At 69.7% G+C, this 23,773-nt stretch carries 22 protein-coding genes and 1 pseudogene; 9 read left to right on the top strand and 14 right to left on the bottom strand.

Features of this window, described 5'->3' with window-relative positions; genetic code table 11:
* Positions 1–206: 206 nt before the first annotated feature.
* The gene (locus ABZW96_RS15420) at positions 207–449 is read right to left on the bottom strand and encodes a hypothetical protein (protein WP_355074969.1); all 243 of its coding nucleotides are present in this window, start codon (positions 447–449) and stop codon (positions 207–209) included.
* Positions 450–637: 188 nt separating this feature from the next.
* On the opposite strand from ABZW96_RS15420, the gene ABZW96_RS15415 reads away from it, so the two are divergent.
* Positions 638–1,057, top strand: a complete 420-nt coding sequence (locus tag ABZW96_RS15415; protein WP_039795090.1) for a cold-shock protein — start codon at positions 638–640, stop codon at positions 1,055–1,057.
* 255 nt (positions 1,058–1,312) lie between these two features.
* Here ABZW96_RS15415 and ABZW96_RS15410 read toward each other — a convergent pair whose 3' ends face one another.
* From ABZW96_RS15410 to ABZW96_RS15400, 3 genes are all read right to left on the bottom strand, one after another.
* Positions 1,313–1,894 carry a DUF2771 domain-containing protein gene (locus ABZW96_RS15410; RefSeq protein ID WP_355074967.1) on the bottom strand — a complete coding sequence of 194 codons (582 nt, stop codon included), beginning with the start codon at positions 1,892–1,894 and terminating at the stop codon, positions 1,313–1,315.
* Positions 1,891–3,825, bottom strand: coding sequence for an MFS transporter (locus tag ABZW96_RS15405; protein WP_355074965.1), 1,935 nt, complete (start codon positions 3,823–3,825; stop codon positions 1,891–1,893). Before ABZW96_RS15405 ends, ABZW96_RS15410 begins: the two co-directional genes overlap by 4 nt.
* Before the next feature lie 92 nt (positions 3,826–3,917).
* Positions 3,918–4,691 carry a glutaminyl-peptide cyclotransferase gene (locus tag ABZW96_RS15400; protein WP_355074963.1) on the bottom strand — a complete coding sequence of 258 codons (774 nt, stop codon included), beginning with the start codon at positions 4,689–4,691 and terminating at the stop codon, positions 3,918–3,920.
* Between the two features lie 47 nt (positions 4,692–4,738).
* Here ABZW96_RS15400 and ABZW96_RS15395 point away from each other — a divergent pair.
* Both ABZW96_RS15395 and ABZW96_RS15390 read left to right on the top strand, forming a co-directional pair.
* A pseudogene (locus ABZW96_RS15395) lies at positions 4,739–5,443 on the top strand (DUF3027 domain-containing protein); the annotation flags it as partial.
* A gap of 1,406 nt (positions 5,444–6,849) precedes the next feature.
* Positions 6,850–9,699 carry an ATP-binding protein gene (locus ABZW96_RS15390; RefSeq protein ID WP_355074961.1) on the top strand — a complete coding sequence of 950 codons (2,850 nt, stop codon included), beginning with the start codon at positions 6,850–6,852 and terminating at the stop codon, positions 9,697–9,699.
* Positions 9,700–9,705: 6 nt separating this feature from the next.
* On the opposite strand, the gene ABZW96_RS15385 is transcribed toward ABZW96_RS15390, so the two are convergent.
* Entirely contained in the window at positions 9,706–10,323 is a 618-nt protein-coding gene (locus ABZW96_RS15385; RefSeq protein WP_228829715.1) for a TetR/AcrR family transcriptional regulator, read from the bottom strand.
* 203 nt (positions 10,324–10,526) lie between these two features.
* On the opposite strand from ABZW96_RS15385, the gene ABZW96_RS15380 reads away from it, so the two are divergent.
* Positions 10,527–12,509, top strand: coding sequence for a neutral/alkaline ceramidase (locus ABZW96_RS15380; RefSeq protein ID WP_355074959.1), 1,983 nt, complete (start codon positions 10,527–10,529; stop codon positions 12,507–12,509).
* Positions 12,510–12,518: 9 nt separating this feature from the next.
* Here the strand turns inward: ABZW96_RS15380 and ABZW96_RS15375 are convergent, their stop codons facing one another.
* Entirely contained in the window at positions 12,519–12,758 is a 240-nt protein-coding gene (locus ABZW96_RS15375) for a DUF2530 domain-containing protein (RefSeq protein ID WP_355074957.1), read from the bottom strand.
* Between the two features lie 116 nt (positions 12,759–12,874).
* Between ABZW96_RS15375 and ABZW96_RS15370 the strand changes: the two genes are divergently transcribed.
* Positions 12,875–13,312 carry a MarR family transcriptional regulator gene (locus ABZW96_RS15370; protein WP_355074955.1) on the top strand — a complete coding sequence of 146 codons (438 nt, stop codon included), beginning with the start codon at positions 12,875–12,877 and terminating at the stop codon, positions 13,310–13,312.
* Positions 13,313–13,360: 48 nt separating this feature from the next.
* Here the strand turns inward: ABZW96_RS15370 and ABZW96_RS15365 are convergent, their stop codons facing one another.
* The 3 genes from ABZW96_RS15365 to ABZW96_RS15355 all read right to left on the bottom strand — a co-directional run bounded on the left by ABZW96_RS15365 (position 13,361) and on the right by ABZW96_RS15355 (position 15,430).
* Complete coding sequence (locus ABZW96_RS15365; protein ID WP_355074953.1) at positions 13,361–13,588, bottom strand: hypothetical protein; 228 nt, start codon at positions 13,586–13,588, stop codon at positions 13,361–13,363.
* A 200-nt stretch (positions 13,589–13,788) separates the two neighbouring features.
* Positions 13,789–14,190: a YccF domain-containing protein gene (locus tag ABZW96_RS15360; RefSeq protein ID WP_355074951.1), complete on the bottom strand. Its 402-nt coding sequence runs from the start codon at positions 14,188–14,190 to the stop codon at positions 13,789–13,791.
* A 37-nt stretch (positions 14,191–14,227) separates the two neighbouring features.
* Positions 14,228–15,430: a GNAT family N-acetyltransferase gene (locus ABZW96_RS15355; RefSeq protein WP_355074949.1), complete on the bottom strand. Its 1,203-nt coding sequence runs from the start codon at positions 15,428–15,430 to the stop codon at positions 14,228–14,230.
* A gap of 111 nt (positions 15,431–15,541) precedes the next feature.
* Between ABZW96_RS15355 and ABZW96_RS15350 the strand changes: the two genes are divergently transcribed.
* Together ABZW96_RS15350 and ABZW96_RS15345 are read left to right on the top strand one after the other, a co-directional pair.
* A complete protein-coding gene (locus tag ABZW96_RS15350) occupies positions 15,542–16,345 on the top strand; it encodes an RNA methyltransferase (RefSeq protein ID WP_355074947.1) in 804 nt (267 codons plus the stop codon).
* Positions 16,342–16,641, top strand: coding sequence for a DUF2537 domain-containing protein (locus ABZW96_RS15345; protein WP_355074945.1), 300 nt, complete (start codon positions 16,342–16,344; stop codon positions 16,639–16,641). The genes ABZW96_RS15350 and ABZW96_RS15345 overlap by 4 nt, the downstream gene beginning before the upstream one ends.
* A 27-nt stretch (positions 16,642–16,668) precedes the next feature.
* On the opposite strand, the gene ABZW96_RS15340 is transcribed toward ABZW96_RS15345, so the two are convergent.
* From ABZW96_RS15340 to serC, 3 genes are all read right to left on the bottom strand, one after another.
* Positions 16,669–17,412 carry a hypothetical protein gene (locus tag ABZW96_RS15340; RefSeq protein WP_355074943.1) on the bottom strand — a complete coding sequence of 248 codons (744 nt, stop codon included), beginning with the start codon at positions 17,410–17,412 and terminating at the stop codon, positions 16,669–16,671.
* A 273-nt stretch (positions 17,413–17,685) separates the two neighbouring features.
* Positions 17,686–18,723: a septation protein SepH gene (gene sepH, locus ABZW96_RS15335; protein WP_355074941.1), complete on the bottom strand. Its 1,038-nt coding sequence runs from the start codon at positions 18,721–18,723 to the stop codon at positions 17,686–17,688.
* A gap of 210 nt (positions 18,724–18,933) precedes the next feature.
* Positions 18,934–20,058, bottom strand: a complete 1,125-nt coding sequence (gene serC, locus ABZW96_RS15330; protein ID WP_355074939.1) for a phosphoserine transaminase — start codon at positions 20,056–20,058, stop codon at positions 18,934–18,936.
* Between the two features lie 64 nt (positions 20,059–20,122).
* Between serC and ABZW96_RS15325 the strand changes: the two genes are divergently transcribed.
* Positions 20,123–20,761 carry a hypothetical protein gene (locus ABZW96_RS15325; RefSeq protein WP_355074937.1) on the top strand — a complete coding sequence of 213 codons (639 nt, stop codon included), beginning with the start codon at positions 20,123–20,125 and terminating at the stop codon, positions 20,759–20,761.
* 25 nt (positions 20,762–20,786) lie between these two features.
* Here ABZW96_RS15325 and ABZW96_RS15320 read toward each other — a convergent pair whose 3' ends face one another.
* On the bottom strand, positions 20,787–21,659 hold the full coding sequence (locus ABZW96_RS15320) for a polysaccharide deacetylase family protein (RefSeq protein ID WP_355074936.1): 873 nt from the start codon (positions 21,657–21,659) through the stop codon (positions 20,787–20,789).
* A 110-nt stretch (positions 21,660–21,769) separates the two neighbouring features.
* Entirely contained in the window at positions 21,770–22,918 is a 1,149-nt protein-coding gene (locus ABZW96_RS15315; RefSeq protein ID WP_355074934.1) for a citrate synthase 2, read from the bottom strand.
* Between the two features lie 121 nt (positions 22,919–23,039).
* Here ABZW96_RS15315 and pdxH point away from each other — a divergent pair, with 121 nt between their 5' ends.
* Complete coding sequence (gene pdxH, locus ABZW96_RS15310) at positions 23,040–23,732, top strand: pyridoxamine 5'-phosphate oxidase (RefSeq protein ID WP_355074932.1); 693 nt, start codon at positions 23,040–23,042, stop codon at positions 23,730–23,732.
* Positions 23,733–23,773 lie beyond the last annotated feature (41 nt).

Raw genomic sequence — 23,773 nt, 5'->3', positions numbered from 1 at the left:
TGGTAACCGGCGTGTACCAACGGGTCTCGACGCGATATCGGACCGGGGAGGAGGCTTCATGCAGCTAGAGGCGCCGCGGCCGCACCCGCGGCCGGTCGTCACCGCTTCGTGATCTACTCGTAATGTGATGAGGATCACACACTGGAGTGGGTAACGATCGCATCGGGTAACCGGTTCGGTGTCGGATCGGAGATGATCACTCCGCTTCAGCGCGACCGGCGGCCCGAGCGCAGCGCGAAGACGAGCGCGAGCACGAACCCCAGCGGCGCGAGCATCGCCCCGAAGTAGAGCCACAGCCCCGGCTCGCCGTCGGTCAGCAAGGGGATCGCGAAAATCGCTACGATAGCCAGCAATCCCAGCGCGAACACGGAGAGCGCGAGTTGCAGCAACCAGTCGCCGCGCCGCCGTGGGGCGCCGCCGGGCGGGGTCGGAGCGGAAGGGTTCGTCACGGTTCGACGGTAAAACTGATGTGCTTGCGTTATTCGCACCGGGGTAGACTCGATAGCAATCGCGTCCTGCAATCCTGCTGGGCGCGTTCTTTTCGCACAGGAAAAGGGCCGGTCGCGCGACCGGCCCGGTAGACGGATGTGCTCGGGCCGTAGGGGTCCGAGTTTTCGATGATGAACGGGTGAGCGCAGTGCCGACCGGCAGGGTGAAGTGGTACGACGTCGAAAAGGGCTTCGGCTTCCTTTCCCAGGACGAGGGTGAGGACGTCTACGTGCGCTCGTCCGCGCTGCCCCAGGGCGTCGAGGGCCTCAAGCCCGGCCAGCGCGTCGAATTCGGCATGGCCGCAGGCCGTCGCGGCCCCCAGGCGCTGAGCCTCAAGCTGCTCGAGGCGCCGCCGTCGGTCCGGCAGGGCCAGGAACGCAACGCGCGCAAGGAGCCTGCCGCGCGCAGGCACACGCCGGACGAACTGCACGGCATGGTCGAGGACATGATCACCTTGCTCGAGGCGAAGGTGCAGCCGGACCTGCGTAAGGGCAAGTACCCGGATCGCAAGACGGCGCAGCGCATCTCGGAGGTCGTCCGCGCGGTGGCGCGCGAACTGGACCACTGATTCCGCTCGATCTCGCTTCATCCGGGCGGCCGTCGGGCCGAATTCACTCGAGGTAGGCGTTTGGGGCCGCGGAGGTCAAGGGAAGCCCGGTTGCCGGACTTCTGACGCCGATCGTTCGTGGCCGTCCATCGGTGGATTCATCCGACCCGCAGCGGGTTTCGGGCGAGTCCTGCCCGGCCACCGTGCAGGCGCCGTGCGCTCGGAACGCGCACCGGCGTCTGCGGAGTCGGCGAAAGACGTTGCGTCCGAGACTCGCTACGCCGTGCTGATCGACCAGGTGGCGTGCGGCACGTAGAACTCCCGGCCCGTTTCGTCGCGGGCGAGGATCGGCAGCTGGAACTCCACGCCGATGAGGCGCAGGTCCGGCTCCGGTTTGGAATCGATGGTGAGGGCGAAGGCCCGATCCGGGTAGTCGTTGCGGCTGATCACCTGGTCGACTTTCTCGCCGTTCGGCAAGAGGTAGACCAATTGTGCGAGCCAAGGCGCGTCGGCGACCTTCTTCGGAAGCGACAGCTGCAGTGGGTAACCGGCGGGCACTTCCAGGTCGACGGTGCGGCCACGGTGGCAATCCGGCGTGTCGGGCCCGCAATTCAGCGTCGTGAACACGGTGCCGGGGACATTGTCCTCGGGCAGGATGCTGCAGTCCTGCATGGTCACCGAGCAGTAGCTGAACGGCCGCACGGTGACCGTCTTGCCGTGTGCGTAGGCGGTGAGGGTGACGTCGGGCTTCTCGGCGTCGTGGACCAGCACCGCCAGCACGCCCACGAAGGCGACGGTGAGCACGAGCAGTGCGACCGCGGCCAGCGCGGCGATCGTGCGTGCGTTGAGCTTGCTCACCAGATCGGGTCTCCTTGCCCTCGTCGAAAGCGTTCGGCGTCACCGTCGCGCGGCGCCGGGTCCTCCGCCCGAGGCGCGCTCGCCGGATATCCGTGCGGCCGGGTCGTCGGCACCTCTTGCTCCGCGTGCTGGGGACGGTTGCCGCCGAGGCCGGGCAGTAGCGAGTGGCCTCGGAAGCTGAGGAAAGTCTGCACCAAGCCGAGGACGAGTATCACGGTGACCACCGCGAAGCCCTTCCAGTAGTCGGTCGGCAGCAGCACACCGGCCGCACCGCCGACGACCCAGCTCAGTTGCAGCACGGTCTCCGACCGCCCGAAGCCGGAGGCGATCGACTCCGGCGGCAGGTCGTCCTGGATCGAGGCGTCCAGCGACACCTTGGCCAGCGCGCTCGTCCCCGCCGCCACCAGGGCCGCGGTCGCCGCGCCGAGGAGGTTGTCGGCGAACGTCGCGAACAGCGCCACCAGCGCGCACGCCGCCGTGCAGCCGAGCACGACCAGCGAGGGCTTGCCGAGTTTCAGCCGGGCGCCCGTCGCATTGCCCGCGAAATTGCCGATGGCCGCGGCCGCGCCGACCGCACCGAGCATGAGGGCCTGCTGCGCGGGCCGGTGTTCTGTCGCCTTGGCGACGAACGCGACGTAGAAGGTGAGGAACCCGGTCAGGACACGAATGGCGCTGTTGCCCCAGAGCCCGGTCACCACGGCGCGGCCGAGCGGTTGCCTGCGCTTGCGCGGCGGGATCGACGACTCCGCGCCGGACGAGAGCACCTCGGTGCGCGCGTCGGCGCCGTGATAGCTCAACGTCGCCGGCACCTCGCCCTCGGTCACCTCCACCCAGGAGGGGATGCGCAGACTCAGATACGTCCCCCCGCAAGCGATCAGCGCCGCGAAGACCAGCGCGCCGTTGGAGCCCGCGATCGCCGCGGCCGAACCGGCCAGCGCTCCGGCGCCCATGGTGCCGCCGACCAGCCCGAACACCGTGAGGCGGGAGTTGGTGCGGACCAGATCTATGTCCGGCGGCAGCACCCGGGGCGTGACCGCGCTCTTGAGCACGGAGAACGATTTGCTGCCGATCATCATGCACAGCGCGAGCGGATACAGCGCCCAGGTGTCGAACTGGAAGACCAGCACCACCGCGACCACCGCGCGCACCGCGAACGACGTCGCCAGCGCGAGGCGGCGACCGCGCTGCAGGCGATCGAGCAGCGGTCCGATCAGCGGGGCGATCACCGCGAACGGCGCGATCGTGATCAGCAGGTACAGCGCGACTTTCGTCTTGCTCTCCGCGGTGGCGCTGGCGAAGAACAAGGTGTTGGCCAGTGCCACCGCGATGGCGGCGTCCAGGGCGAAGTTCGCCATGGTGGCGTAGGTGAGCGCCGTGAGGCCGGACTTGTCCGCGCCGTCGGCCTTGGCCGCGCGCTGGAAGGTCGCGATGCCTTTCTCGGTGAGTTCCCTGCCGCGCATGGCGGCCACGCGGGTGACCGTGAGTTTGCGTGGCATCCGCCGCGCGCCGGCGGCATCGGGGCTCTCGGGTTGCCGGCCCTGATCCTGCGCGGCGGTCTCGGGATGGCCGCCTTCGGCGGGGGCCGGTGTTTCGCTGTACCGGGGCGGCTCCGGACGGTGCGGGAAGACGTGCCGAGCCGCGCGGTCGGAGGCCTTCGGCTGCTCGGCGTCGGGCCCGACCGGGAGCGGCTTGGTGGGCGGAGGCTGCGCGGGCCGTGGCGGGTCGCGTCGCGGGCTCGGCGGCGGTCCCGGCTGGTCATGACGCTCGGCGGCGCGTCCGGATCCCGGTCCGAGCGGTGGTAGCGGCCTGCGGCGCCGCGGCCCGTTGGGTGGCGGATATCGGTCGAAACCGGGATGCCGATCGAACGGCGGGACCTCCTCGCCTTCCCGCCGATCACGGTCGGGACCGGAAGGTTCGCGGGGAGTAGTCACGACTCCAATTCTGGCGCACTCTCGGGCTGGGCGTTCACGCGCGCTCCGGGGTGGCGGCGGAAAGCGATCGTCGTCGCGACCCGCGATCGCGCTCAGGCGGGGGCGAAGCGGACCTCGAACATGGTCGGCCAGTTCTTGCCCGTGATCAGGAACCGGTCGGTGCCGGGCAGTTGGGCGATGCCGTTGAGGGCGTCGGCGCCTGCCCGTGCGGTCGCGGGGAGCAGACCGGCGGCGTCGGCGGTCGCCAGCACGGCGCCGGAGTCCGGGTCGATGCGCAGGATCGTGTCGGTGGGCCAGTCGTTGGCGTAGACCGACCCGTCCGCCGCGCATTCGAGCTCGTTGAGGCGTGCGCCGTGGTGACTGTCGAGCTCGACCGAGCCGGTAGGGGCGAAGGTGACCGGATCACGGAAGGTGAGGCGGTCGGTGCCGTCGCTCATCACCAGCCGTCCGTTTCCGGCACACAGACCCCAGCCCTCGCCGTCGTAGCTCACCCGGCCGCGTTCGGCGAGCGTCGCAGGGTCACGGGCGATGGCCACGCCGTCGTGCCAGGTCAGCTGCCAGAGCGTGGCGCCGGCGAGGGTGATGCCCTCGCCGAAGTACGGGGCGGGCAACTCGGTTCTGGCCAACTCCTCCCCGGTCGTGAGCCGGGACGCGCGCACGCCGGACGCGCCGACCAGCCCGGTGCCCTCGTAGAGCACGTCGCCGTCGACCTCCAGGCCTTGGGTGAACGCCTTCGTATCGTGCGGCCGGGTGGCGATCACCTCGATGTTCATGCTGGGTGCCTGGTCCGCTACGCCGCCGCATCCACCCACGATGAGCAGACCGACCAGCACACTGATGGCCAACGCACGCCGATTGCGTTCCATACGGCAAAATGTAGGCCGTGAGCGCAGTTTCTGTTTCGGAGTCCGGCGTGCGGCCGATTCTGGCCGATGCCGTCGATTTGGCCCGCCGTGCGCTCCTGGAGTTGGAACCGTCGGCCGTCGGCGCGCACCTCGGCGTGATCGCCGAGGACGAGAGTGCGGCGACCCACCGATTCGAGGCCACGCTCCCCGGTTACCGCGGGTGGCAGTGGGCGGTCGTGGTGGCCGCCCCGCCCGACGCCGACCACGCGACGGTCAGCGAGTCCGCGTTGCTGCCCGGGCCCGATGCCTTGGTCGCGCCCGAGTTCGTGCCCTGGGAGCAGCGCGTCCGCCCCGGGGATCTCGCGCCAGGGGACCTGCTCGCCCCGCCCGCCGACGACCCGCGCCTGGTGCCGGGCTACGTCGCGACCGGCGATCCAGTGGTGGACGAGGTGGCCTACGAGGTCGGTGTCGGCCGTACCAAGGTGATGAGCAGGGAAGGCCGCGAAGAGGCCGCCGAGCGGTGGTACACCGAACACGGACCGGACTCGGAGATGGCCAAGGCCGCGCCCGCCACCTGCGGGACCTGCGGCTTCTATCTGCCACTCGCCGGGTCGCTGCGCGCCGCGTTCGGTGTCTGCGGCAATGCCATGGGTGCGGACGGGCGCGTTGTCCACGTCGCCTACGGCTGCGGCGCGCACTCGGATACCGAGGTTCCAGCCGGTAACGGGTCGCCGCTGTTCGAGGCGTACGACGACGCGGCCATAGAGGTGATCTCGCTCGAAACCGCCGACTCTCGCGTGGCCCCGCAGGGCGCGGACGAAGCGCCGACAACCGAGGACATCGATCCGCACGGTGCGGCCGCCGAGAATGTCGCGGTGGCCGCCGACCCGGGAGTCGCCGAAGGCGCAGCCGTGGCCGAGGATGCCGCCGTGGCCGCTGCGCCTGCTGAAGACGTCTCGACCGGCGAGGGTGCCGCGGTCGTCGAGAAGGCTGTGGACGTGCGGGCTCCTGCGGTTTCCGGGGAAGCTGCCATCGCGCCGGAGGACCGGTCCGAGACCACCGCCACGACCGGCGATCCCGCGTTCCGCCAGGATGCCGCACTCGGTGAGCGCGCCGCGGTGGTCGAGGAAGCCGCGGCGATCGGGCACGAAGAGGTCGCCGAGAACGCTGCGGTGACCGAGAACCCAGTCGTCGCGCGAGATGCGGTCTTCGCCCAAGACGACGCCGCCGCGATCGCCGCCGGCGGCGAGCATTCCGGCATCGCGGAAGCACTCGCGGCTGTCGAAGGTGACGAGGCGACGGAGGACACCGCCGCCTCGGAGGAAAGCACCACCGTCGAGGGCTCGGGCGCGACCGCCCAGCCCGCGGGCAGCACGGCGGCTACGCACCGCGATGTGGTCGAGTTCGTCGAGGTCAGCGCCGCCGAGGTCGGCGAAATCGACGCCGCCGTCGCGTTCACCGAATCGAGCATCCCGCCCGCCGTGCGTGCGACGCCGAGCGTGGACGATGCCGCCGAAGCACCGACCGGCCACGAGCCCGCCTCTGCCGGGACGGTTGCCGGGACGGTCGCGGATGAGCCGAGCGTGGCGACGGACGACGCAGCCACCGGTCCGGCTCTCGGAACGGACGAAGCGGCGGACGCCGGTGAAAGCGGTTCGGATGTCACGCCGGCCGATACGGAAAACGCCGATGCCGCCACGCGTCCCGCGGTGGCGACCGATCGCGAGGCCGGTGCGGCGGAGTCCGAGTCGGGCACGCCGGGATCACGTGCACCCGGGGTAACGAGCGGTGATGCGTCGCCGGGTTCTGACGATCGATATGCCGTCGACGCGCGCGCGACCGAACCGGACGCTGTCGAGTCGAGCGAAGCAGCCGGATCGAGTGACGCGACGACGGAGGCCGTCGAGTCGACCCCGGTGCAATCCGTCGCAGCCGATCCGGATGTGGCCGAGGCTTCCGACGCCGTGTCGCAGGCGCACGAGCCCGCATCGTCGTCCCAGGCGGACACGCCTGGCGCACCGGAACCCACCACTACGCCGGTCGCCGATGACGCCGACGCGCGATCCGAGTCGGGTATCGCTGACGCTCCGGGTTCCGAGGCACGGCCGGAGTTCTGGTCATCGCCGCGGAACTGAGCGACGCCGCCGACCCGTTCGGCACTTCGGCGCTGCGAGCGGCGGTGCTCGCCGCATGGCGTGATTCGCCGACGCGGTTGCGTGAGGACGCCGCTACCGAGAACGACCTGGTGCGCGCGGGCTATCGGGACCGCTTGCTGACCGAGTTGGCGCAGAATGCCGCCGACGCCGCGCGCAAGGCGGGCGTGGACGGCGCCGTCGTGGTCTGGCTGGACGGTCGTGACCTGCACATCGGGAATACCGGTGCGCCGCTGGACGTCTCCGGTGTGCACGCGCTCACCGCATTGCGCGCGTCGGGGAAGTCCGACGGCGGGACCGTCGGTCGATTCGGTGTCGGTTTCACCGCGGTGCTCGCGGTGAGCGACGACATCGAGTTGCGGTCGGCCTCCGGGTCGCTGTGGTTCTCGCGTGCCGAGACCCGGAACGCTCTGGACCGCAACGAGATCCGTTTACCTGCGGTCGATGCGGGCGAATTCGCCGCACCGGTGCTGCGGTTGGCCTGGCCGACCGAGGCGCGACCGGCGGACGGTCTCGACACCGAGGTGGTGCTGCGGCTGCGCGCGGACGTGGACGCCGACGCACTGCTGGCCGCGATGCGCGCCGAAGCCGTCGATCTGCTGCTGGAACTGCCCGCCCTGCACCGCATCCGGATCGGCACGGACGAATTCGTCAGCAGTGCCGAGGACATGGGCGACGGTATGCACGAGGTCTATGTCGACGGCCCCGGCAGCGAACAGCGCACCTGGTGGCAGTACCGCGCGCCGCGCGCCCGCTGGTTGCTGCCGGTGCGTGACGGCAGGCCGGTGGCCGCCGCCCCCGATGTGCTGCGCGCGCCGACCAGATCGGACGAGGAACTGTCCCTGCCCGCCTTGCTCATCGCCGACATCCCGATGCAGCCGGATCGGCGCAGATTGCTGCCCGGCGCGCGGCTCGGCGAACTGGCCTGCGGCTACGCGGATTTCGCTCGTGCTCTCCCGCCACGCGACCGGCTCGTGCTGGTACCAACGCCCGGGTTCGCTCGCAGCGAGGCCGATGGCCTGCTGCGCGAAGCGCTGCTGCGCGAATTGCAGACGCGTTCTTGGCTGCCGGTAGTCGCCACCCGCCGGCCCGCCTACCCGGAAGGCCTAGGCGATCCCGAGCCCTTGACCGCGGACCACCTCGGGTCGGGCACTCCCGCCTTTCCCGGTGCGGACGACGAACTGCGGGGCCGAGAATCGGGTGCCGTCGCCGACGTCGAAGCGGGGAACATCGCCGTCCCCACCCGCGCGTACGTCTTGGCCGGTCTGACCGCGGAATTGGCCGACCTGCTCGATGAAGTGGTCGGTCCCCTGGTGATCCCGGACCTCTCCGGACGGGCGCACACCGAGGCCATGGGCGCGCTGGACGTGCACCGGCTCGGCTTGGCTCGGCTGGCGGAGTTGTCCGGGGGCTTGGAGCGGCCGCCGAGTTGGTGGCGATCGTTCTACGCGGCGCTCGAACCGTTCGTGGTGGATCCGCTCGCGGCGGAGGAGTTGGGCGCGCTGGCGGTGCCGTTGGCCGACGGCAGACTCGTCACGGGGCCGCGCACCGTGGTGCTGGACGATCAGCTCGAGGTCGCGATCCCGCTGCACTGGGCCAGGCTGGCGCATCCGGAGGCCGCGCATCCCCTGCTGGCTCGGCTCGGCGCGCGGTCGGCCACCGCCGAGGATCTCCTGACCGACCCGGGCTTGCGTGCCGATCTGGAGGACCATCCGGGCGACCCGGACACCGCTGATGCCATCCTGCGTCTAGCCGCGCATGCCGACCGGGAGGCCCTGTCTTCCTGGCTGGGGCTGCTCGAATTGCCCGACACCGAAGGTGACTCGCGGCCCGCCGACGAACTGCTGCTGCCCGGCGCGCCGCTGCGCGAGCTGCTGGTGCCCGATGCGCCGTTCGGCACCGTCGACCCAGAACTGGTCGAACGCTACGGCGCGGACGCGCTGCGCGCCGTCGGCGTCGGCTGGGATTTCGGTGTGATCGTCGAAGCCGATCCGACCGGTCCGGACCACGATCTGGACGACGAGGAGCACTGGTGGTCCACGCTTCCGGACGATCCGCCCGAGCTGGTCGCCGTCCGTGACCTGGACCTGATCGATGACGCCGCCTGGCCGGAAGCGTTGCGGCAGTTGGCCGGGTCGCCGCGCACCCGCCGCCTGCTCACCGACGCCGACGGTTACACCGCGTGGTGGTTGCGCCGATACGCGCGGGTCGACGGCACTCCGCTGGGACTTCTGCGCCATCCCGCCGACACCGACTTCGACGGTCTGTTACCGGCGTTCGCCGTCGCCGGCGTCGACCCGGACGCTTGTCGCGCGGTTCTCGCCGACCCCGCGACGATCACCGACGAGTTGGCCGCCGCTTTGTTGGAGGCGCTCGCCGACACGTCGAGAACTCCCTCGCCGGAGGTCGTCTCCCGCACTCATGCCCGCTTGGCCGCCGCTGTCGCCGCCGGCCTGCTCGACCTCGCCGACCTGCGGCCACCCGATCGCGTGCGCGCGCTCACCGGCGCCGTGGTCGATCCGGAAGACGCGTTCGTCCTCGATCGACCGTGGTTCGGCCTGGCGGTGCCGCCGGATAGATTGGTGGTCGGCGACGCCGGAACGGCCTCGTCTCTGGCCGCTCTGCTCGATCTGCGGCTGGTGTCGGAGGCCGTCACCGGCGAGGTGGTGAGCGTCGGCCGTCGCACGACCTGGGCAGCGGAGCCGCTGGGAGTCGTGCTGCGGCAGCTGTTCGCTTTGCCGCCGCAAGGGGGCGAGCTGGTCGTACACCACGACCTGACGGTGCGGTTGAGCGGCGCGATCGAGGCCACGGTCGCGGTGCCCTGGTGGCAGACCGGCTCGGCCGTGCACGTCCGCGCGCCGCGGCCGGGTGGCTGAGCTCGGCTACTGCGCCGCGTACCCCGTGAGCATCTCGCTCAGCAGATCGAGCTGTCCGCGCACGCTCTCGCTGTCGTTGTCCACCAGCCAGCGCAGCACCACACCGTCGATGACGTTGAGCGTGAACCGGCTCAGTGTCTGCACCGGGACCGACCAGGTGTTGCCGGTCGCGTCGCGCGCGTGCTCCAGGATGTCGGCGACCGTGGAGTCGTTGAAGTTGTACTGCTCGCGCGCGATCGCGAGTTTCGCCGGGGTTTGTTCGCCCTCGCGCAACGCGTAAGTGGTCGTTTCGTAAGTGAGCAGCTGTCGTTCCGGAGTGGCTTCAATGTTCAGCCACATCAGTTCCAGCCCCGCGCGGATCAATTTTTGAAGGGCTTCTTTTCCACTTCCGACGTCCTGCCAAACCGTTTCGTTCGCGTCGACGGAATCGCGCAATTCCATCGACAACGCTTTGACCAGCTCGGTCATCAGCGCGTCCTTGTTTTCGAAACAGTAATGCACCACACCGAGCGAGACGCCGGCCGCCTGAGCGACATCACGCGTGGTCACGCCCGCAACACCCTTTTTCTCGGCAAGGCCGATCGCGGCCTCGATAAGGTGGGCCCGTCGTTCTTCGACGCTCAATCGGGAGGACACCCAAGGGAGTTAAGCGCCCACGGCTCGTGCAGTCAATTCAAGGGTGGAAAAAATCTGGACTGGACGAGTGACCAGTTGTGTGGTTCGCTGCATCGGGACAGAAGGAGACGGGTATGCCGGTGTCACGCCGAACTGTTCTGACTCGGACGGCGATCGGGTCCGCCACGCTCGCGGCCGCGACGGTACCCGGGATGAGCGACGCACTCGGCGTTCCGGCGGCCGCCGCACCGGATTCCGGCGGTTACGAGATCGGTGTCGGACTCTCCGACATCACCGGCCCGGCCGCCGAATGCGGGATGATGGGCTACTCCCAGCTCGAGCAGCAGACCGCGGGCATCCACCTGCGCCCGCGGGCGCGGGCGTTCATCATCGGCGGCGCGGGGCGGCGGATCGTCTTCGTGGTCGCCGAGAACGGAATGATCTTCCAGTCCGTCCACCGCGGCGTGCTGACCGAACTGGCCCGGCGTTTCGGCGACCTGTACACCGAGCAGAACGTCCTGCTCACATCGACCCATTCGCATGCGACCTGCGGCGGCTCCAGCAACGACTACGCCTACAACCTGTCCATCCTCGGTTTCCAGCAGCAGGTGTACGACGCCGAGGTGAACGGGATCGTCGAGGCGATCGCCGCCGCGCACGCCGATCTCGGCCCCGGCTCGCTGTCCCTCGGCCGCGCCGAGCTGCACAACGCGAGTGTGAATCGGTCGCGCGTGGCTTGGGAGCTCAATCCGCCTGCGGACAAACAGCATTTCCCGGATGCCATAGACCCCGCGGTGACCACTCTCGTCTTGCGCAAGGGCGGGCGAACGGCGGGGACCATCACCTGGTTCGCCACGCACAACACGTCCATGACCAACACGAACCGATTGATCAGCTCGGACAACAAGGGCTACGCCGCGTTCTCCGCCGAGCACATCGAGCACGGCGTGCGTTACCTGGACGGCAAGCCCGCGTTCGTCGCTGCCTTCGCGCAGACCAACGCCGGTGACATGTCCCCGAACCTGAACCTGCGCCAAGGCTCCGGTCCCACCGAGGACGAGTTCGAGAACACCCGCATCCTCGGCGAGCGGCAGTACGCGGCGTCGAAAGAAGCGGTGGCCCAGGCCCGGTCGATCTCCGGCCCGGTCGACGGGACGCTCTGCTACATCGACCTGGCGGACATCGCGGTAGACGGCCGTTTCACGCCGGACGGCCTGCCGAGACGCACCGCACCGGCCGCGGCGGGAGTCTCGCTCATCGCGGGAAGCGTCGAGGACGGCCCGGGACTGCCCGGCGGCCCGATCCCGGAGGGCGTGCGCAACCCGTTTATCGAGTCGCTCGGCGATCCGGCCCAGCCCGCGCCGGTTTGGCTGGCGGACGCGCAGGCGCCGAAAGCGATCGCGGTGCCGTTGGGCCTGCTGCCTCCGGTGCCATGGGTGCCGAATGTGGTGCCGATTCAGCTCGTTCGCATCGGCGAGCTCTATTTGGCCGCCGCGGGCGGCGAGTTCACCATCACGTCGGGCCTGCGCATTCGCAAGGCTGTCGCCGCGGCGCTGAGCGTCCCGCTGGAGCAGGTGCTCATGCAGGGATACGCGAACGCCTACCACGAATACGTCACCACGCCAGAGGAATACGACTCCCAGCAGTACGAGGGCGCTTCGACGCTGTTCGGCCGCTACACGCTGTGCGCCTATCAGCAGGAGTTCACCCGTCTGGCTACGGCATTCGCCGCCCGTGGACCGGTGCCGCGCGGCCCGGCCCCGCGCGATGTGTCCCAGCTGCAACCGAACTTCCAGCCGGGCGCGGGTCCGGACGCGGCCGCGCCGGGTCGCGACTTCGGTGACGTGCTCGTGCAACCGCACCCGTCCTACGGTCCCGGAGACCAAGTGCTGGCCGAATTCGTCTCGGCCCACCCGAAACACGACAATCGGCGTAACGGGACGTTCCTGGAAGTGCAGCGCAGGAATGCTTGGGGCGAATGGGTGCGGGTGGCCAACGAGGGCGAGTGGGCGGTGAAATACCACTGGAGCAAGCGCGGGCTCGCCGAGTCGGTGGCCCGGTTCACCTGGGACATCCCTCTCGACGCCGAGCCGGGACGCTATCGCTTCCAGCACTACGCCACCCGTCTGGATCCCGGCGGCGCGCTCTACCCGCTCACCGGCACGACCGACGAATTCGAGCTGGTCCGAAGGTAACCAAGTCGGCTACAAGCCCGTCTGCGCGCCCTTGTCCCCGCGCCGCGCGCCGCGGCGCTGAACCAGATAGATGACCAGTCCGATCAGCCCCACCACCAGGCCCATCAGGCAGACCGGACGTGCCGACGCCCACCGGTCGCCGCCCGCCCACACCACCACGGTGGCGATCAGCCACAGCGCGCTGCCGACCGCGAGCACGGGGCGCGGGTCGGTCAGGCGCGGCGGAAGCTGCGGGACGTTCTGTGTCACGGGTCAAGCCTAATCGGCCCGGCTCGGAGGAGTCCGCCGCCCGCGCGAAGACGAGGTGGCCGCACCATGGCGGGAAGCCGCGACCGGCCGCCCTCGGTCCCGTATCGTTTGCCACTGTGACAACGCCATCGGATGTCAGAGCCCTTGCTGGTGAGCTCTCGCTGGCGGTCGTTCGACTGACGCGACACCTGCGCGGCCGTCGTGCCGACTCGCAGATTTCGCTGACTCAACTCTCCGCGCTCGCCACGCTGGCGCGCGAGGGCGCGATGACCCCGGGGGCACTCGCCGCCAAGGAACGCGTCCAGCCTCCGTCGATGACCCGCGTCATCGCCTCGCTCACCGACCTGGATCTGGTAGAGCGCAATCCGCATCCGACCGATGGCCGTCAGATCATCGTCTCGCTGTCCCCGGCGGGGCGCGCGCTCATCGCCGACGAAGCCAGCGCCCGCGAGGCATGGATGACCGAGCAGCTGTCGACGCTCACCGAGGACCAACTCGTCGTGCTCACCCGTGCCGTGGCGATCATGAAGCAGATCGTCGCGGAATCCGAGTAGCGCCACGGCCGCAACGGAGTTCGTCGCATACGCCGCCGAAGGCTCGGATCAACGCTTGGCCCGGATGATTCCGGCGCCCCACCACAGCAGGCCGCCCGCGATGGCCAGGCACAGGACGAAGGCCGGATAGACCAGAACTCCGTAGTCGTCGGCCCATCGGGGCAGGTGTGTGAGCTGGGTGGCCGCGCCGATCAGCAGCAGCACTCCCAAAGTCACCGCGATCGGCGCGAGTGGCGCGGTGTCCGAGTCGGCCCGGCGGGCGGTTCGGTCGGTCATGGTGGAGCCCTCCGTGCGGTCGGCTCGGCGCCCGCTCGGGACGCTATGGGCACTGGAAATAAATCAGTTACCTTCTAGCTAACCTTCGCACGGAGGTGTGATTTCGTTAACACACTGTGATGCGGATCACAGTGTCGTCGCGAGATGGCGCAGCTCTTCTTCCACGGCGTCGAGCGATGGAAACCCTGGTGGACCTGGTGCTATTGCGCGCCGAACGGCCGATCACTGTCCACGATCTCCCGCCCCAGGGGGAACAGCGAGATCGGTATGAACTTCAGGTTCGCCCAGCCGAACGGAATGCCGATGATCGACAGGAACAGCGGAATGCTGGTGAGCAGATGCCCGAGCGCGAGCCACCACCCCGCGACGATGAACCAGATGATGTTGCCGATCAGCGAGCCCGCGCCCGCGCCGGGCTTCTCCACGGTGGTCCGGCCGAACGGCCACAGCACGTAGGCGGCGATCCGGAACGACGCGATGCCGAAGGGAATCGTGATGATCAGGATGAAGCAGATGATCCCCGCCGCGATGTAGCCGAGCGCCAGCCAGAATCCAGCGAAGACGAGCCACAGGATGTTGAGGATCAGCTGAATCGGCTTCATGAGACCAGCATGCCAGCCCGCGGCCCGCCGCGCGTCGTCAGAAGAACCAACCGAGCATCGCGTCCCGCTCCGCGCGGAAGGCGTCGTCGAAGGTACGCAGCTGCGCGGCGTCTTTCGCCCGCAACCGGTTCGCCGCGGCGAACACGCGCGCGGGATACGCGCCGAGATACATGCTGCCGAGCACGTCGATGCCCAGCTCGATATCGGCCGCGCGATCGGTCGGCTCGCATTCGGCCTCTCCGTTCCGCACGCGCAGTGCGAACGTGCCGCCCGCGTTCCGGAAGGGATCGGTCACCTCTAGCGTCACGTCCAAGTCGCTCGCGTAAGCGCGTGCTGTCAGTGCCGCCGGGACGTCCATCAGTCGCAGCCACAGCCCGTCGTAGCGGGCGGTGGTGCGCACCAGGCGGGGATCGGTCAGCAGATAGGGCAGCGGGTCGTGGTCGGTGAGCACGGCATCCACCCGTCGCACCAGGTCGAGTCCGAGCAAGGCCCGCCACAGGGCCGCGTGTGCCTCGGTCGTGACCGTCCGCATCTCGGCGACTTCCACCGTCCGTGCCCTGCCGTCCGCGTGGTACCGATACAGCGCGTAGCCGTCGGCGTGCAGGAGTCCGAACAGGGTGGTGCCGCCCTCCCGGTAGCGTTGCGGATCATCGAACACGATGTCCCAGGCCGCCGCAGGACGTACCTGCGCGCCGGGCACCAGCCTGCGCCATCGGTCGTAGATCGCCTCCGCCGCCGCGCGCAGCTCGCTCGGCGGGCGCAGCGTCACACCGCCGGGATCGGGTGCCGAGGGGAGGAATTCGGCGAAGCGCCGTTCGATGGCCACCGCGTTCTCCCGTGTCGCGGGACCGTAACCGAATCGGCCGTAGATGCCGCCCTCGCTCGCGGTGAACATGGTCAGAGGCAAGCCGTCGGCCTCGACGCGCCGATGCTGTTCGGTGTACATGGCGCGGAGGATGCCGCGCCGCCGGTGCGTCGGTGCGACGCCGACGCCCGCGATGCCGCACACCCGCACGGTCCGCTCGCCGGGCACGGTCACCGTCATGGTGGTGGACTGCGTGTGCCCGACGACCTCTCCACCCTCGACCGCGACGATCGAGTTCTCCGGTGGGAACAGCAGTGGATTCGGGTCCACCTCGGCCGGGTCGTAGCGGGTGCCGAACGAGGTCTCCACCAGCGTCGTGATCGCGGCCGCGTCGTCCGCGGTGGCCGACCGAATGGTGATTCCCGGCAGGGTCATGCCTCGACCATCCCACGCCCGCGTACCTGCCCGCACCGCATTTTCGCCGTCCGCGACCGCGCGGCGAACACCGATTCGGACCCGGCCGCGGCGGCCCGGCAGGATGGAGCGGTGGCCGAAGTGATCGACATCGATGACCCCGCCGACCCACGGGTCGACGACTTCCGCGATCTCAAGTCGGCCGATCGCAGGCCCGATCTACCCGGGCGCAAAGGGCTGGTGATCGCCGAGGGCGTCGTGGTGGTCCAGCGCATGCTCGATTCGCGTTTCGCGCCGACCGCCCTGCTCGGAGTGGAGCGCAGGCGCGCCGAACTCGCCGACGACCTGGTGACCGTCGACGTGCCGTACTACCGCGCCACGGCCGAGGTGATGGCCGAGGTGGTCGGATTCCACCTCAATCGCGGCGTGCTTGCCGTCGCCCGCCGCCCCACCGATCTCGGCCTGGACGAGGTGACCGAGAAGGCGCGCACGGTCGCGGTGCTCGAAGGCGTCAACGACCACGAGAATCTCGGCGCCATGTTCCGCAACGCCGCCGGGCTCGGCGCCGACGCGATCCTGTTCGGCGACCGCTGCGCCGACCCGCTGTACCGCCGCGCCGTCCGGGTGTCGATGGGACATGTGCTGCGCGTGCCGTTCGCATCCGTGCCGGATTGGCCGGATGGTCTGGATATACTGCGGCGCAAGGGATTCCAGATCATCGCCCTTACGCCCGACCCGGCGGCGGCGAATTTGGCCGCGGCGATGACGGGGGAGCGGGTGGCGTTGTTGCTCGGAGCCGAGGGACCGGGACTGACCGAGGAGGCCATGCGGGCCACCGACGTCCGCGCGCGCATCCCCATGACGCCGGGCACCGATTCACTGAATGTGGCTACCGCGGCCGCGATGGCGTTCTACGAGCGGGTGAGGACGGCGTGACCGGACCGTACCGGCCGTATCCGTCCTACCAGGACCCGACACCGTGGGGCGCGGGCCTCACCGTGGCGTTCCTGGTGGCGCTGCTGTCGGCGGTCGCGGTCTATGCCTTCGGGGCCGCGCTGGCCGAAGTGCATCCGTTACTCGCGGTGGCGGTGAATCTGGTCGCGGCCGGCGGCGCCGCGCCCACCGCATGGCGTTGGCGTTTCGCACCGGTGACACGGTGGGTGATCGGAGGCGGCGCGGCGGGCGTGCTGCTCGGGTGGGTCATATTGCTGCTGGGCGGACTATTCGGTTGACACGGCCGGGGCCGCGGGGCGACGCGGCTAACCGACGGGGTCGTGTCCGCGCAGCCAGCCGAACAGGCCGCGCTTGCGCGAGGTCGTGTGCGCCCCGCCGTCGGCTGAGCCGCGCAGCCCCGAGGTGGGCAGCTTGCCCTTCGGGTGCAGTGCGAACTTGCAGATAGGTATGTCCCCGGGGCCGAGCGCGCCGGATGCGGCGGCCCCGCGGTAGTGGAAACCCAGCCATTCGTTGTTGGCCGCGTCGGCGAAGTCGGGCGGATCGAACGGCAGCGACTGAGGGTCGGGCAGTTCGCCCGCGCGCCAGCGCACCGGATGCTCGCCGGCCCAGTAGGACCGTTCCCATACCAGCGGAAGTCCCTCGTCCTCCAGGATGTACACCCGGGTCGAGCTGAACGACCTGCGGAACTCGCCGCGCTCCCAGTGCGCGAACGCGCCCCAGCCGTGCTCGACGTCGAACGACACCAGGTAGGTGTGCTCCGAGGCCAGCGGACGTACCAGCAACTCCGGGATCTCGGTCGGGTGGATGCGCGCGGCCTGGGCCGAGCACAGCACCGTCACGCCCGGAAAGCAGCCGATGCAGACCTCGTCGATCGCCGGGCCCGCGCAACCAGCCAGCGTGCCTGCCAGGATCGGCTGCACGTCGCGGTCCTGGTGCAGTTGCTTGGCCAGTGCCAGTGCGGCTTGGGGGTCCGGGTTGTGGTTCGCGCGCAGTACCGCCAGGGGGTCCGGTGCGTCGACGTACCAGAGCGACCAAGCCTTGGACAGCATTCCGGCACCTCCCGATAGTCGCACGAATCGAACTCAGCGAACTTCGAGCAACGCACGAAGGCGTAGGCCGCGGCATCGCTGCGGTCACCGTCGGCGCTCGTCGTCGACCACACCGAAATCTACTCGCACCGCACCGGCCTCGGTGCGGCTTCGCACCGCGAACGCCGGTTCGTGACCACTGATTTCGCGCGCTTACGCGTCCCGCGATGGGTACCTGGAACCGCGCTGACGTGACTGATCGGTACGACGAAGACCCGCGGTGGCGGGCGGCGCTCAGTGACCCGAGCTGCGTACCCCGAGCAGTACGTCCTCCCAGGACGGCATCGGGGCCTTGCCGCGCTTGCTGCGCGTCGGCTTCGCCGGAGCCTTGGCCGCGGGCTTCGCGGGCTCTTCGGGCGCGGCGGGCGTCGGCGCGGGGGTGTCCACGGTGGCGGCCGGTGGCGCGGCGGCACCGGCGGTAGGCGTCGCGTTGGCGGCGGCCGCGGGAGGCGCGGGAGGCGTAGCCGCGGCGGGCGCCGTGGCGTTGCCCGGCGGGATCGCGGCGGCGCTGCCACCGGCCGCGACGGCCCGCTGTTCGTAGTACTCGTCCAGCGTCGGCTGGCTCTGTCGGCTCGCGGTGCGCGAGGGCGGTGCGGCCGGGGCGGGACGCGGTTCGGCCACCGGCTCCGGCTGCGGCGGCGCGGGCTCGGGTTCCGGAGGCACGATCGTGGCCAGTCCGCGCAGCGCGCGTCCGAAATCCGGATCGATCAGATCGGAGGCCGGGTCGTCGAGCGGAGAAACCGAACCCCCGTGCGCGTCGGGCTGGTAGCGCCAGTGCGCGGCGATCTCGGATCGTCCGTTCTGCCACTGCAACTGGGCGACCCAGTAACCCTTCTCGTCCTTCCAGGCATCCCATTCGGCGCCCTCGATGTTGTGCCCGCGCGCGGTGAACGCGGCGGTGACCACATCGATGAGGATGTCGACGGCGGGACCGTCGGGACGGACCGGGTGGGCCTTCTGGGCGAGTTCGGCGGCGCGGGCTCGCTCCAACAGCACCGGATAGGCGAATCGCTCGACGCGACTGGCCGGCATTCCGGATTCTTCGGTGACCTGTTCCACTGAGGCCCCTGCTCGAATACGGGCCTGGATATCGCGGGGACGCATAGTTGCTTCCATTTCGATCTCGATCTGGCCGAATCGGGCAAGGTCTCCGCGCGCGGCGGCTCGCAGTTTGTCGTCGGCGGGCAGCCGGAACTTCTGACCGGACTCGGTGTCGATACACACGATGTGCGTGGAGTCGGGCGTCACCCCGATCACTCGAAGTTCACGCACCGTTACCTCCTTATCGCGTCGACTCGCGACACCGCCCACTTTCCGAAACAGTAGTGCACATCTGAGATTCATGGGGCAGGACACGCGGCACGGAAATCTCCTCGGAGACGTCCGTGCCCCGCTAATCTGCTCTGTTCGTTCCGCTATGGCTAATTCTGCGGCGTGTCGATCCCGGGCGTGTTGCGCACTCCGGACCGAAATAGGCGGCGCTCAGCCGAGATTCTGCACGACCCAGTCGATGGCGCGGGTCAGCTGGCTGACGTCGTCCGGATCGATCGCCGGGAACATGCCGATACGCAGCTGGTTGCGGCCCAGCTTGCGGTAGGGCTCGGTGTCCACGATGCCGTTGGCGCGCAGGATCTTCGCGACCGCGGCCGCGTCGACCGAGTCGGCGAAGTCGATGGTGCCGACCACCTGCGAGCGGTGCGCCGGGTCCGTGACGTACGGGGTGGCGTATTCGCTCGACTCCGCCCAGGAGTACAGGCGCGAGGAGGAGTCGAGCGTGCGCTTGACCGCCCAGTCCAGGCCGCCGTTGTTGTTGAGCCACTCGATCTGGTCGGCGAACAGCAGCAGGGTGCCCAAGGCGGGGGTGTTGTAGGTCTGATCCTTGGTGCTGTTGTCGATCGCGATCGGCAGCGACAGGAAATCGGGCGTCCAGCGGCCCGACGCCTTGATCTCCTCGACCCGCGCCAGCGCGGCGGGGCTCATCAGCGCGACCCACAGGCCACCGTCGGAGGCGAAGCACTTCTGCGGTGCGAAGTAGTAGACGTCGGCGTCGGTGATGGTCACCGGGAGGCCGCCCGCGCCGGAGGTGGCGTCGATGGCGATGAGCGCGTGGTCCGAGCCCGCGGGACGGCGCACCGGGATGGAGACGCCGGTGGAGGTCTCGTTGTGCGCCCAGCCGATCAGGTCCGCCGAAGGGTCCGACACCGGCTCCGGCGCGCTGCCCGGCTCCGCCGAGACCACGATCGGGTCACCGATGAACGGGTTGCCCTTGGTGACAGCGGCGAACTTCGAGCTGAACTCACCGTTGGTCAGGTGCAGCGAACGCTCCCGGACCAGGCCGAACGCCGCCGCGTCCCAGAAAGCGGTGGTGCCGCCGTTGCCGAGTACCACCTCGTAGCCGTCCGGCAGGCCGAACAGCTCGCGCAAGCCGGAGCGCACGCGCGCCACCACGTCCTTGACCGGCTTCTGCCGATGCGAGGTTCCGAACACCGAGGCGCCGACGTTCACCAGCGACTGCAGCTGCTCCGGGCGCACCTTGGAGGGGCCGCAGCCGAACCGTCCGTCGGCGGGCTTGAGGTCGTCGGGAATGGTCGGAAACGCAGAGGTCATGGCCAACAGGGTAGTCGGTGGTGTCGCTGTGGCGACGCCCACACTCCGGCTAACGTAAGCGCCCATGAGCATGCCGTCAGCTAACTCGGGGTGGCGCCTGCGCCGGCGGGCGCGGAATCTCCGCCTGCGCGGCGCGACGGTCTCGGACGCGATGCGGCGGGAGTTGTTGATCCGCGGGGAAGCGGGAACCGCGACGATCCTCGGCGTGCGTCCGCGCCGCACCGAACCGGGACACGTGTTCTGGGTCCGCGTGCAGCTGGCCGGCGAGTTCCCCTACGAGAGCCGGGTGCGGCAGCGAGTGCCGGACGCGGACCTGGAATGGATGCGGCCTGGTGACGTGGTGTGCTGCCGGGTGGACCCGCGCGACCGCGATCGCCTGGTCCTGTACGTGCCCGACCTCGAAGAAGCGGGCCGGGCGAGCATCGCGAAGATCCTCGCCGACGGCCGCCGCGCCGACGCCACCGTGCTCGCCGCCGCGCCGGTCGCGGCCGACTACTCCGGTCGTGACGACCCGGTGCTGCGGCTGGACCTCGAACTGCGCGCCTGGGACGAACCCAAGCCGTGGCGGGTACGGCTGGTCCAGCCGGTGCCGCTGCACGCCCTCCGGCTGGTCGACCTGGGCAGGCATCTGGAGGTCGCCTTCTTCGAAGTGGACCGCGGCGACACGGTCGCCGTCGACTGGGTCGCCTCGCTCGAGGAGTAAACCTCTGGCGAATACGGTCGAGCGGCTACAGGTGCACGAAGGTGAAACCCATGGCGCGAATCTTCGGCAGCGCCGCGATCATCCCCGCTCCGGTTCCGGAGCGCGGCCGATGCATATGGGCCAGTGAAATAGCGCCGGGCGCGGCCGCATTCATCGCCGATTGCACTTGGGTGGCCGACGCGGTCGCGCCGAAATCGGCGTTGATACTGAAACCGACCGGGGTTTCGCCCAATTCGTTGACGATGGACACCGCGACGTCGTCGTAATGCGCGGTGCCCGCGCGGAAGAAACGCGGCGGTTTGCCGGTGATCGTGGTGAGCAACTCGTGGTTGGCCCACACTTCGTCGGCCGCCTCCCGCGCCGAAGCGGTTCCCGCGATGCCATAGGCTTCGCGGCCGTTCACCGACAGCGGTTTGTGCGCCACACCATGATTGGCCAGTTCGAAGAGCGGATTCGCCGCCAACTGCGCGGTACGCGCGCGGTTGGCATCGATCCAGCGTTTGTTGAGGAACAACGTCGCCGGAATTCGCTCGCTGATCAGGAAGTTCACCAGCGACTCGTCGATGTCGTTGTTGCCGGTCCCGCCGCAGGCGTCGAAAGTGAGCGCCATCTGTTTGCCCGCGGCGGTGAAAGCACTTGTGATTCCCGCCATCTCGACGCCCCACCGCTTCGGCGAGATCCCGGCGTGCCTGGCGGCGACGGCGACCGGTGTGCCCGCGTCCAGGGACGCGGAGACCGGAGCGGCCCGCATCCCGGTGGTGGCGGCGGGCGCGACCGACGCGCGCGCCTGCGTGAGAGCCGTGTTCTGTGTGGTGCCGCACCCGGTGGCGGCGAATCCTGCGGCCAGAGCGGCGCCGACGCCGAGCATCCGCCGCCTCGATATTCCTTCGTCCAGCATCCCTCTAGTCCTCTAGCTTCCCCTCCCGGATGCTACGCGAGCCGGACGTGACGGCGGGACAACAGCTTCCGCCGTCACGTCCGGCTCGCGGTCGTGACGCTGTGGTCGCGCTACGTGTGCGCGATCGTGGCCCAGCCCGCTACGTCCTCGGGCCTGCGCGGGGAGGGGCCGGTGTAGATGGCCGCCGGGCGGACCAGCTTGCCCAGCTGCTTCTGCTCCAGGATGTGCGCGCACCAGCCAGCGGTGCGGCCGCAGGTGAACATGGCGGGCATCATGTGCGCGGGCACCTCGGCGAAGTCCAGGATCACCGCGGCCCAGAACTCCACGTTGGTCTCGATGGCGCGGTCCGGACGGCGTTCGCGCAGCTCCGCCAGGGCGGCCTGCTCCAGTGCGGCGGCGACTTCGTAGCGCGGCGCGGCCAGGCGCTTCGCGGTGGCGCGCAGCACGCGGGCGCGCGGGTCCTCGGCCCGGTAGACCCGGTGACCGAAGCCCATCAGCTTCTCCTTGCGGTCCAGGATGCCCTTGACCAGCGCACGCGCCTCGCCGGTGCGCTCGACCTCTTCGATCATCGGCAGCACGCGCGCGGGCGCGCCGCCGTGCAGCGGGCCGGACATGGCGCCGATCGCGCCGGACAGCGCCGCCGCGACGTCGGCCCCGGTAGAAGCGATCACCCGGGCGGTGAAGGTGGAGGCGTTCATGCCGTGCTCGGCGGCGGAGACCCAGTAGGCGTCGATGGCCTCGGTGTGGCGCGGGTCCGGGTCACCCTTCCAGCGGGTCATGAAGCGCTCGGTGACGGTGGTGCACTCGTCGATCTTCTTCTGCGGGACCGCGGGCTGGTAGATGCCGCGCGCCGACTGCGCGACGTAGGACAGGGCCATCACCGAGGCGCGGGCCAGGTTCTCGCGAGCGGTCTCGTCGTCGATGTCAAGCAGCGGCTGGTAGCCCCAGATCGGCGCGAGCATGGCCAGCCCGGCCTGCACGTCCACGCGCACGTCACCGGTGTGCACCGGGAGCGGGAACGGCTCGGCGGGCGGTAGACCGCGCCCGAACGATCCGTCGACAAGTAGCGCCCACACGTCACCGAAGGTCACCCGGCTCCCGACCAGGTTCTCGATGTCGACTCCGCGGTAGCGCAGCGCGCCGCCGTCTTTGTCCGGTTCGGCGATGTCGGTGGTGAAAGCCACCACGCCCTCGAGGCCACTGACGAAATCGCTGGGAACGGTGGCCTGCCCACCGGAAACCGCGGGGCTGGTAGTCATGTCGCGACTCTCCTTGCACTTGGGTCGCATGTTCTCGCCGATGGGAAGTTGTCGGATTTGACGAGCACATGCCGATCATCAAAACCTTAGCTCCCCGCTACCGAAGAGTAACGTCTGCCCCATGCGTGACCTGGACAATTCATCGGATCTCGCGGCCATGCGGGTCGACTACGGCGGCCTACCGCACGGCGGCAACGACGACGTCGACTTGGACGAGACCTGGCTCGCAGGCGGCTGGGAGCCGCTGCTGCGACATTGGATCGAACAGGCCACCGCGGTCGGCATCGCCGAACCCAACGCGATGGTGCTGGCCACGGTGTCGCTGGCCGACGGCACGCCGCGGCCGGTCGCGCGGACGGTGCTGTGCAAAGGGCTCTCTCCGGAGGGTGTGATCTTCTACACGAACTACGACTCGGCCAAGGGCGCTCAGTTGACCGCCCTCCCGTATGCCGCGGTCACCTTCGTCTGGCCCGCGCTGGGCAGGCAGGTGCACTTGCGCGGCGCGGTCGAGCGGGTTTCCGCCGAGACGACGGTGGCCTACTGGCGTTCCAGGCCGCGGGACTCGCAGCTGGGCGCATGGGCCTCGCGCCAGTCCCAGCCGATCGGCTCCCGGGCCGAACTGGATCGCACGCTGGCCGAGACGACCGCGCGATTCGCCGATACCGACGAGATCCCGGTGCCGCCGCACTGGGGCGGTTTCCTGGTCCGTCCCGACGAGGTCGAGTTCTGGCAGGGACGGCGCGGCCGGTTGCACAACCGCATCCGGGTGCGGATCCGGGACGCGGGGACCACGGTCGAGCGCTTGCAGCCCTGACGTATTCCCAGCGCCGGCGTGAGAATTCTCGCGTCGATCCG

The sequence above is a fragment of the Nocardia sp. NPDC004168 genome, from assembly GCF_040610355.1.
GTDB lineage: Bacteria > Actinomycetota > Actinomycetes > Mycobacteriales > Mycobacteriaceae > Nocardia > Nocardia sichangensis.
The sequence above is the reverse complement of the archived record's forward strand: the minus strand, read 5'-3'. Positions and strand labels throughout refer to the sequence as shown.

Excerpts from the sequence above, each read along its gene's own strand:
- ABZW96_RS15400 (WP_355074963.1), bottom strand. The coding sequence starts at position 4,691 with ATGGAACGCAATCGGCGTGCGTTGGCCATCAGTGTGCTGGTCGGTCTG.
- ABZW96_RS15380 (WP_355074959.1), top strand. The coding sequence starts at position 10,527 with ATGAGCGACGCACTCGGCGTTCCGGCGGCCGCCGCACCGGATTCCGGC.
- ABZW96_RS15365 (WP_355074953.1), bottom strand. The coding sequence starts at position 13,588 with ATGACCGACCGAACCGCCCGCCGGGCCGACTCGGACACCGCGCCACTC.
- ABZW96_RS15360 (WP_355074951.1), bottom strand. The coding sequence starts at position 14,190 with ATGAAGCCGATTCAGCTGATCCTCAACATCCTGTGGCTCGTCTTCGCT.
- ABZW96_RS15355 (WP_355074949.1), bottom strand. The coding sequence starts at position 15,430 with ATGACCCTGCCGGGAATCACCATTCGGTCGGCCACCGCGGACGACGCG.
- ABZW96_RS15340 (WP_355074943.1), bottom strand. The coding sequence starts at position 17,412 with ATGCTGTCCAAGGCTTGGTCGCTCTGGTACGTCGACGCACCGGACCCC.
- serC (WP_355074939.1), bottom strand. The coding sequence starts at position 20,058 with ATGACCTCTGCGTTTCCGACCATTCCCGACGACCTCAAGCCCGCCGAC.
- ABZW96_RS15325 (WP_355074937.1), top strand. The coding sequence starts at position 20,123 with ATGAGCATGCCGTCAGCTAACTCGGGGTGGCGCCTGCGCCGGCGGGCG.
- ABZW96_RS15320 (WP_355074936.1), bottom strand. The coding sequence starts at position 21,659 with ATGCTGGACGAAGGAATATCGAGGCGGCGGATGCTCGGCGTCGGCGCC.
- ABZW96_RS15315 (WP_355074934.1), bottom strand. The coding sequence starts at position 22,918 with ATGACTACCAGCCCCGCGGTTTCCGGTGGGCAGGCCACCGTTCCCAGC.
- pdxH (WP_355074932.1), top strand. The coding sequence starts at position 23,040 with ATGCGTGACCTGGACAATTCATCGGATCTCGCGGCCATGCGGGTCGAC.